The organism is Limnospira sp. (assembly GCF_051859755.1).
Taxonomy (GTDB): Bacteria; Cyanobacteriota; Cyanobacteriia; order Cyanobacteriales; family Microcoleaceae; genus Limnospira; species Limnospira fusiformis.
Genome location: NZ_JBIMLI010000220.1, coordinates 1 through 4871 on the forward strand (window position 1 = coordinate 1; position 4871 = coordinate 4871).

Below are 4871 nucleotides of genomic sequence, written 5' to 3' on the forward strand. Positions count from 1 at the left end.
TGGGTTATTGTACCTTATTGTCCTAAGATGTCAAGCAAATCTTGGATTAAATTCTGGCTCCATTATATCCCAAACTACTATCCTAGAGCGCCACTGTTACCGCCACCAATCCGATCCCACTGAATATGATATGAGTTTTCCCCTATTTGTTGTATGATCGTCCTAAATAGATGCAGGTTTTGCCGACTATTGGGCAACCCACCTAGATCATAATCAAAATCTGCCACCATCAACGTTAAGGAGTACGGAATAACCCATCATGCAACGGTTTAGACTCGATCCCTTTCTCTGGATTCATTTAGCCGGATTGGCAACTCTTCCCATTTGGCTAGGATTATGCCTATTGGGATTTGCCGTGGGTTATCCTGTATTTCCTGTCACCATAGAGTTTTTACTGGTGGCAGTCCTGGGTATAGTGCCAGTGCTATGGATGCAGTGGTTTAGGCCCTTCTATATATATAGCATTTTGGCGATCGCCATTAAGCCGGAACAACTAACCACAGAACAACAGCGGATTCTCACAGGTTTTAAAACCCAACGCCATCAGGGTTTTGCCATAATTACCCCCGTTTTGCTGCTGCCGATTTTGTGGCAACTGTACCGCATTGCACCCCTAGCCACCGATGTCGCCTCCATACTTCCGAATTGGAGGATTTTGGGTTTAGCGATCGCCACCATAGCCTTCTGCGGGTGTAACCTATTTACCCAAGTGCCAATCAGTGTACTATTAGTATTTTTGACCTCCCAATCAAAGCTAAATCAGCGTCATCCCCTATCAACCGATCAGATTAGCCAAGGATTTACCATCGTTGGCTGGAAAGTCGATCGCATCTTACCCATCACCCCCAACCCCGAAAAAACGTCATAGGCTCATCACTCAGATGGACCATAACCCAGATCAATTAACCAACTATGCAGAGATTAGCTTAAACTTTTGTAAAATTGTCATTATGATATAAAGATAGGTTCAGCCTGATATGATGTCTGATCCAGGCCAATCAGGTAGAGCCTCGAACACTGTTTAGTTAACGTATCGTCATGGCTCAATCTACCTCAATTTTCTGGAACCCTGATGCTGGAATGAACCGCCGGGACTCTCAGATCTGGTCTGATCTCAAACAGGCGATCGCCACCAGTTCAGGGTTCAAGGGTTGGCAGCTAGACCGAAATTCTGCCGAAAATCTCCAGAATCTCAATCTTGACCAACAGGTACGCATATATTTACGGGAAACCCTAGAAACCTTAGCCTATTAATCAAGTATCATCAACCCAGAACCGTTGTTCAACCCCAAACCATAACCCCAAAACATCAGTAAACCCTAGTGTAAGCGATCGGCTTACACCAATCAGAATCAATAATCAAAGGAGTAAGAGCTTCTGATTCAACACGAACCCGAAAAGCCAGGCGCAGTACCCAGCCACCTTTGGAGTCTGCAACTGTCCATATGTATGTTTATCCCATCGATTGAGTTATCTCAGTCGGTGTCCTCCTATTTGCCAAAAGAACACTACATAATTATTCAACTCGACTCCCCAGAGGAATTTATAGAATATGTAACAGAACATAAACACCAACTTGACTGTCTCATTCTGGAGTGGTCGCCTCAGTGGCAGGTTTTAGTTGATAAACTCCAGCAAAACTTAATTTCCATCCCCACCTTAATCATTATACCTAATGAGCAGTCCCCTGTAGTCCAGCCTAGCCTAACTGAACCCTCCGAGAATTATATACTTTCCTCAACAGAAGTCCAGTTAAAAGGTAAGCAAATTCATCTAATACAAGGATATATTGATAAAGCTATTAGCCAATTTATTACCCATGCTGTCACCACTCGTCTGACCGATGAATCATCCTCTGTAGATACCCCTACGGAGTTAACTAATTTCATTGTTCGCCAGCAGCGAAGACTCATGGACAAATTACATGAGCGACTAGGATATCTAGGTGTGTATTATAAGAGAAATCCTAAAAATTTTCTGAGAAACCTGTCCAAGGCAGATCGTCAGAAGCTATTGGAACAGCTTAAATCTCAATATCGCCAAATTGTTTTAAGCTATTTTGCTAACGATAAAAATTTGAATAATCAAATTGACGAATACGTTAACATGGCGTTTTTCGGGGATATTCCAGTGACTCGCATTGTTGAGATTCACATGGATTTGATGGATAATTTTTCCAAACAACTCAAACTAGAGGGACGTAGTGAAGATGTTTTACTGGACTACAGACTTACCTTGATTGACACTTTAGCTCATTTATGCGAAATGTATCGTCGTTCCATACCCCGGGAGTCATGGGGAGAATGAACAGGTAAAAGTCCCTGTCAATTTCATCATGGGTCTAATGTCAAAAAAATCTCTGTTACTCCCCCAAATTTTCATCTTATATCGGTAGATATATCTATGACTCCTCTGAAGAAAACTTATGTTCTCAAACTCTATGTAGCTGGGAATACCCCTAACTCAGTTCGAGCTCTCAAAACCCTTAAAGATATCTTAGAACAAGAGTTTCAGGGTGTTTATGCTCTCAAAGTGATCGATGTTCTCAAAAATCCTCAACTAGCCGAAGAGGATAAGATTTTGGCAACACCGACCTTATCCAAAATTCTGCCCCCACCAGTGAGGAAAATTATTGGCGACCTCTCCGATCGCGAAAAAGTGCTGATTGGATTAGATTTACTCTATGAAGAATTAGAAGACGACGATTATAACTTCTAGGTCAGCCATCAACCCCCTTAGCCACCGTTGCTCCCCTAACGCTTTCAGCTAGGGGAGAAACCCCATTGTCCGATCGCAGTTAAGGTCTCCGTGGGAATATCCCCGTCCGCCGATCAATTCGAGATGATCATATTCCCACTGATGCAGCCAAGATTATGGTAAATATAAATAACAGTTATAGCAACCACCAGGCTAAATAGAACCGGGAACAAAAAATAGCCAACTTTTGATATCTATCTTGTGGTTATTCTCGATTACCTTAATACAGTACAATACCAAAGCCTATATCTATATAACCCAGTTTCCATAGACACTGTTGATGGGGAAATATAGAATACTCAAAGCCGAACGTTTTTAAAATCAATAATTATGGTCAATAGCAACCCCCAACCAGAACCCAATAAACGGAACTTAATTAGTGTCCAAAAAATCCGCACCATGATTGAAGGATTTGATGATATCAGTCATGGGGGAATGCCAGCAGGTCGCTCAACCTTGGTTAGTGGTACCTCCGGTACAGGTAAAACTTTATTTGCCGTTCAATTTCTCTACAATGGTATCACCTATTTTGATGAACCGGGTATTTTAGTCACCTTTGAAGAGGCTCCTACCGATATCATCAAAAATGCGGCCAGTTTTGGCTGGGATTTACAGGGATTAATTGATGAGGGTAAATTATTTATTCTTGATGCCTCCCCGGACCCAGAAGGTCAAGATATCGTCGGCAACTTTGACCTTTCAGCACTCATTGAACGCATACAGTATGGCATTCGCAAATATAAAGCTAGACGGGTTTCTATTGATTCGGTAACTGCCATTTTTCAACAATATGAAGCCGCCGGAGTCGTGCGACGAGAAATTTTCCGATTAGTGGCTCGTTTAAAGCAAGTGGGATCCACCACAATTATGACCACAGAGCGAGAGTCAGAATATGGTCCGGTCGCTCGCTTTGGTGTGGAGGAATTTGTCTCTGATAATGTCATGATTCTGCGAAATGTTTTGGAAGGTGAACGCCGTCGCCGCACGGTGGAAATTTTGAAGTTGCGCGGTACTACCCACATGAAAGGAGAATATCCTTTTACGATTACTCAAAATGGGATTAGTATTTTCCCCCTCGGTGCTATGCGACTTACTCAACGGTCTTCTAATGTCAGGGTTTCTTCTGGTAATAAAACTCTTGATGAAATGTGCGGCGGAGGGTTTTTTAAAGATTCAATTATTCTGGCGACTGGTGCTACGGGAACTGGTAAGACTCTCTTAGTTAGTATCTTTGTTAATAACGCCTGTCAAAGTAATGAGCGAGCCATTCTATTTGCTTATGAAGAATCCCGCGCTCAATTGTTGCGAAATGCTCACTCTTGGGGACTAGATTTTGAAGCGATGGAACGTAAGGGATTACTTAAAATTATCTGTAGTTATCCTGAGTCTACAGGCTTGGAAGACCATTTGCAAATTATTCGCTCGGAAATTTCTGAGTTTAAACCTTCCCGCATTGCGATCGATTCTCTTTCTGCTTTAGCTAGGGGAGTTAGTAGTAATGCTTTTCGACAGTTTGTAATCGCTGTCACTGGATATGCTAAACAGGAGGAAATTACCGGCTTTTTTACCAATACAACTGACCAGTTTATGGGTTCACACTCGATTACCGATTCTCATATTTCGACTATTACTGACACTATTCTTATGCTTCAGTATGTGGAAATTCGTGGTCAAATGTCTAGGGCTATTAATGTGTTTAAAATGCGCGGTTCTTGGCATGATAAGGGTATTCGGGAATATACTATCACCGAACATGGTCCCCATATTACTGACTCGTTTAGGGATTACGAACGCATTATTGGTGGTTCTCCTACCCGAATTTCTATTAATGAAAAAAGTGAGTTGTCTCGCATTATTGAGGGAGTTCAAGATGATCAGGATTGACGACTAAACCTTTACCGTGAACCTTTCCCTATCTTCAATGTCACGCATTACGACTCCCGTTAAGGGTGCGAGACGTTCAGGCATGAAATAGGGTTGAGATACCCGAAATAACCGCCTGGTGGGGACTTCAACCCTTTGGTTGAATATAAGGAACGCACTCCTGACCATCCCCATAACTGTTTATATGTCCCGACGCTTGGAGAAATCTAAGCAAGGCAGGGAACTCAAGG

At 42.4% G+C, this 4871-nt stretch carries 5 protein-coding genes; all 5 read left to right on the top strand.

Going from position 1 to position 4871, the window contains the following annotated elements; translation table 11 throughout:
- Positions 1-259: 259 nt before the first annotated feature.
- The 5 genes from ACTIE0_RS22735 to kaiC all read left to right on the top strand — a co-directional run bounded on the left by ACTIE0_RS22735 (position 260) and on the right by kaiC (position 4641).
- The gene (locus ACTIE0_RS22735; protein ID WP_006623295.1) at positions 260-868 is read left to right on the top strand and encodes a low-complexity tail membrane protein; all 609 of its coding nucleotides are present in this window, start codon (positions 260-262) and stop codon (positions 866-868) included.
- A gap of 170 nt (positions 869-1038) precedes the next feature.
- Positions 1039-1254 carry a hypothetical protein gene (locus ACTIE0_RS22740; RefSeq protein ID WP_006623296.1) on the top strand — a complete coding sequence of 72 codons (216 nt, stop codon included), beginning with the start codon at positions 1039-1041 and terminating at the stop codon, positions 1252-1254.
- Positions 1255-1449: 195 nt separating this feature from the next.
- Complete coding sequence (locus ACTIE0_RS22745; protein WP_006623298.1) at positions 1450-2307, top strand: circadian clock protein KaiA; 858 nt, start codon at positions 1450-1452, stop codon at positions 2305-2307.
- 96 nt (positions 2308-2403) lie between these two features.
- Complete coding sequence (gene kaiB / locus ACTIE0_RS22750; RefSeq protein ID WP_006618253.1) at positions 2404-2718, top strand: circadian clock protein KaiB; 315 nt, start codon at positions 2404-2406, stop codon at positions 2716-2718.
- 369 nt (positions 2719-3087) lie between these two features.
- Positions 3088-4641 (top strand): circadian clock protein KaiC, encoded by a 1554-nt coding sequence (gene kaiC / locus ACTIE0_RS22755; RefSeq protein ID WP_006623299.1) that lies wholly within the window; start codon positions 3088-3090, stop codon positions 4639-4641.
- Positions 4642-4871 lie beyond the last annotated feature (230 nt).